This is a genomic window from Ancylobacter lacus (genome assembly GCF_018390635.1).
Classification (GTDB): Bacteria; Pseudomonadota; Alphaproteobacteria; order Rhizobiales; family Xanthobacteraceae; genus Ancylobacter; species Ancylobacter lacus.
Genome location: NZ_JAHBGE010000037.1, coordinates 1 through 3678, shown reverse-complemented (window position 1 = coordinate 3678; position 3678 = coordinate 1). Strand labels below are relative to the sequence as shown.

4 protein-coding genes are annotated in these 3678 nt (G+C 66.4%); all 4 read left to right on the top strand.

Going from position 1 to position 3678, the window contains the following annotated elements:
• Positions 1–417 precede the first annotated feature (417 nt).
• Entirely contained in the window at positions 418–1197 is a 780-nt protein-coding gene (locus KHC27_RS07115; RefSeq protein WP_213336877.1) for an amino acid ABC transporter substrate-binding protein, read from the top strand.
• A 126-nt stretch (positions 1198–1323) separates the two neighbouring features.
• Complete coding sequence (locus KHC27_RS07110; RefSeq protein ID WP_213336875.1) at positions 1324–2004, top strand: amino acid ABC transporter permease; 681 nt, start codon at positions 1324–1326, stop codon at positions 2002–2004.
• On the top strand, positions 2001–2798 hold the full coding sequence (locus KHC27_RS07105) for an amino acid ABC transporter ATP-binding protein (RefSeq protein WP_213336873.1): 798 nt from the start codon (positions 2001–2003) through the stop codon (positions 2796–2798). Before KHC27_RS07110 ends, KHC27_RS07105 begins: the two co-directional genes overlap by 4 nt.
• A 107-nt stretch (positions 2799–2905) precedes the next feature.
• Complete coding sequence (locus tag KHC27_RS07100; protein ID WP_213336870.1) at positions 2906–3574, top strand: GntR family transcriptional regulator; 669 nt, start codon at positions 2906–2908, stop codon at positions 3572–3574.
• Positions 3575–3678: the final 104 nt, after the last annotated feature.

The following is a 3678-nucleotide window of genomic DNA, read 5'->3' as shown; positions in this document are numbered from 1 at the left end:
CCCGATGGCGGATGTTATGGCTCACATCCCGCGACAGCTTCAGCCCCGCAACAACCGCGTCGAGATTCCAGGGGGGCTGCACGGAGTCCGGCCGGGGCGAAACGGCGTCACCGGACGCTGCCCCGAGCTCCTCGCCCACTTCCCCGCTGCCATTGCGAAACACCATTCCTGCCCCCGGCGGTTTCCCGGTCGACGTCTCCGCGTCGTCCCGCCAGGCAAAGGGGTCGCATGAGATTTACCAGTTGTCTAGTTAATTTATAGACTTTAAGATCGTGATTGAGGGTGCGAATGTGTCGTCCCCGGGTTTGCAGCGTGGCCGACTGCTCCCAGTTTTTCTGGATGGCCAAGGGCGGCCGGCATGGACATGCCGTCACCGGATCGCCCGCAGTGCGGCAGGATCTGCCGGGGAGACATTACATGAAGTTCGCCACGATCATCCTCGCCGCCGGCATCGCCGCGGCGATCCAGTTGACCGCGCCCCACAGTGCCCGCGCCGACGATCTCGCGACGATCAAGCAGGCGGGTGTCATCAAGATCGGCACGGAAGGCACCTATCCACCCTTCACCTTCCACGACACGGCGAACAAGCTGGTCGGCTTCGATGTCGAGATTGGCCAGGCCATTGCCGGCAAGCTGGGCGTCAAGGCCGCGTTTCTCGAAGGCAAGTGGGACGGGCTGATCGCCGGGCTGGATGCCGGCCGCTATGATGCCGTCATCAATCAGGTCGGCATCACCGAGGCCCGCAAGGCGAAGTACGACTTCTCGCAGCCTTACATCGCCTCGAAGGCGGTGCTGATCGTCAAGGACGGCAACGACGCCATCACGTCCTTTGACGCCCTCAAGGGCAAGAAGGCCGCGCAGTCGCTCACCAGCAATTTCGGCAAGCTGGCCGAGCAGTATGGCGCGAGCCTTGTCGGTACCGACGGCTTCGACCAGTCGATCCAGCTTGTTCTGAACGGCCGGGCCGATGCCACCATCAATGACAGCCTGTCCTTCCTCGACTTCAAGAAGCACAAGCCGGACGCGGCGGTGAAGATCGTCGCCGAGCAGAAGGACGCGGAGTATTCCGGCGTCATCGTGCGCAAGGGCAATCCCGAGCTTGTCGCCGCCATCAACAAGGCGCTCGATGAGATCAAGGCGGACGGCACCTATGCCCGGATCGCCGACACCTATTTCGGTGCCGACGTCTCGAAGTAAGGGCGGGTGCGCTCCCGCCCCGGCACATGGGCGGGAGCGTCCGTCGCCCTATCCTGTTGCGGACCGGCCCCGGCGGGTCGGTTTTCAAGCGCGGGCATCCGCGCCGGCTTCCGTGCGGAGGATCGCGTGCCTCACTGGCTCGACCTGATGTTGCAATCGCTCGGCCCGCTGCTCTGGGCCGCCCTCATCTTCACCGTGCCGCTCACGCTGCTGTCCTTCGTCTTCGGACTGACGCTGGGCTTTCTGACCGCGCTGGCGAGGCTCTACGGGCCGGCGCCGCTGGTCGCCCTCGCGCGTTTTTATGTCTGGATCATCCGGGGCACGCCGCTGCTGGTGCAGCTCTTCGTGATCTTCTACGGCCTGCCCAGCGCCGGGATCCTGCTGGACGCATTCCCGGCGGCGCTGATCGGCTTTACCATCAATGTCGGGGCCTACAGCTCGGAGATCGTCCGCGCGGTCATCGCCTCGATCCCCAGGGGGCAGTGGGAGGCGAGCTACTCCATCGGCATGAACTGGTCGCAGGCGCTGCGCCGTACCGTGCTGCCCCAGGCGATGCGGGTCGCTGTGCCGCCTCTGTCCAACACCTTCATATCGCTGGTGAAGGACACCTCGCTCGCCGCCGCCATTACCGTGCCCGAGCTGTTCCAGCAGGCGCAGCGCATCGTCTCGGTGAGTTATGAGCCGCTCATCATCTACATCGAAGCCGCGCTGATCTACCTCGCGTTGAGTTCGGTGCTCTCGATCCTGCAGGAGCGGCTGGAGCTGCGCTTCGCCCGGTCCGCCGGCGCCCTGGAGTCCGCCACATGATCCATCTGAGCGCGATCGAGAAGAGCTTCGGCGGCCTTGCCGTGCTGAAGCGGGTGAGCGTCAGCGTCGCCGAAGGGACCGTGACGGCGCTGATCGGCCCGTCAGGCTCCGGCAAGAGCACGCTGCTGCGCTGCGTCAACCTTCTGGAGATACCGGAGGCGGGCCGGCTGACCCTTGGCGGGGAGGTGCTCGACTTCACCGGCCGGCCGCCGGCGCGCGACGCGGTCCGCCGCATCCGCCGGCAGACCGGCATGGTGTTTCAGAATTTCCAGCTCTTCCCGCACCGCACGGCGCTGGGCAATGTCATGGAAAGTCTGCTCGTGGTGCAGAAATGGCCGGCGCCGAAGGCCCGCGCTCGCGCGCTCGAGCTGCTGGACAAGGTGGGGCTCGCCCACAAGGCCGAAGCGTGGCCGCTCCAGCTCTCCGGCGGCCAGCAGCAGCGTGTGGCCATTGCCCGCGCGCTCGCCTCCTCGCCGCGCGTGCTGCTCTGCGACGAGCCGACCTCGGCGCTCGACCCGGAGCTGGCGCAGGAGGTGGTCGACGTGCTCGCCCGGCTCGCCCGCGAAGGTACGACGATGATGATCGCAACCCATGATCTGCGCCTGGCGGCCAGCGTCGCCCACGAGGCGATCATGCTGGACGCGGGCGAGGTCGTTGAAGCGGGTGCGTCGGCCGAACTGTTCACCACGCCGCGGCAGGCACGGACGCGACGCTTCATTTCGACCCTGACGCCTGACGTCTCTCTCGCGCCGTCACCCGCGCGTCACGAGACGCACGAGCCCGGCGCCGCGTGAGGCCGGTGGCGGTCGCCGCACCGCGCCGACACGCGTGAACGTCCGCGCCTCGCGGCCGCCGCGGGCAGAGGCTCGACACGCCGCGCGCATCAAATTATCTATAAAAGATGAGCGCGAAATCCGAAGAGACCCTGGCCGCCCGCATCAGCCGTGCCCTGGCCGACCGTATCATCGCCGGTGACATCGAACCGGGTTCCCGGTTGCGTCAGGATCATATTGCCGAGGAGTTCGGCGCCAGCCACGTGCCGGTGCGCGAGGCATTCCGCCGGCTCGAAGCGCAGGGCCTCGCGGTCAGCGAGCCGCGTCGCGGCGTAAGGGTTGCCGCCTTCGACCTCGCGGAGGTCAAGGAAGTCGCCGAGATGCGTGCGGCTCTCGAAGTGCTCGCCCTGCGCCATGCCGCGCCGCACCTCACGCCGGCCATCCTAAACGCGGCGGAGGAGGCGACCCGCGCGGGCGACAATTCCCGCGATGTGCGCAGTTGGGAGGAGGCCAACCGGCGCTTTCACCGGCTGATCGTCGCTCCCTGCGGCATGCCGCGCCTGCTCGCGGCGATTGACGATCTCCATGCCGCGAGCGCCCGCTTTCTGTTCTCCGCCTGGCGCTCGGACTGGGAGGCGCGAACCGACCATGATCACCGCGCCATCCTCGCGGCGCTCCGCCGGGGCGATGTCGACCTCGCGGGCTCGACGCTGGCGCGGCATGTCCAATGGATCGGCCACCGTCCCGTCGCCAGCGCGAACGGCCGCAAGCGGGACGCCTTCGCGATTGTCGGCTAGGATTATCTACGAGAACGTTGCGAATCTTTGATCTTTGTGAATTAATAATAGATATACTCGGCCTACATCAAAACCCGGAAATTTCGCGGGTCGATGATATGGAA

What these genes read in the sequence shown, in the direction of transcription:
- KHC27_RS07115 (WP_213336877.1), top strand. Translation starts at nt 418, where the DNA reads ATGAAGTTCGCCACGATCATCCTCGCCGCCGGCATCGCCGCGGCGATC.
- KHC27_RS07105 (WP_213336873.1), top strand. Translation starts at nt 2,001, where the DNA reads ATGATCCATCTGAGCGCGATCGAGAAGAGCTTCGGCGGCCTTGCCGTG.
- KHC27_RS07100 (WP_213336870.1), top strand. Translation starts at nt 2,906, where the DNA reads ATGAGCGCGAAATCCGAAGAGACCCTGGCCGCCCGCATCAGCCGTGCC.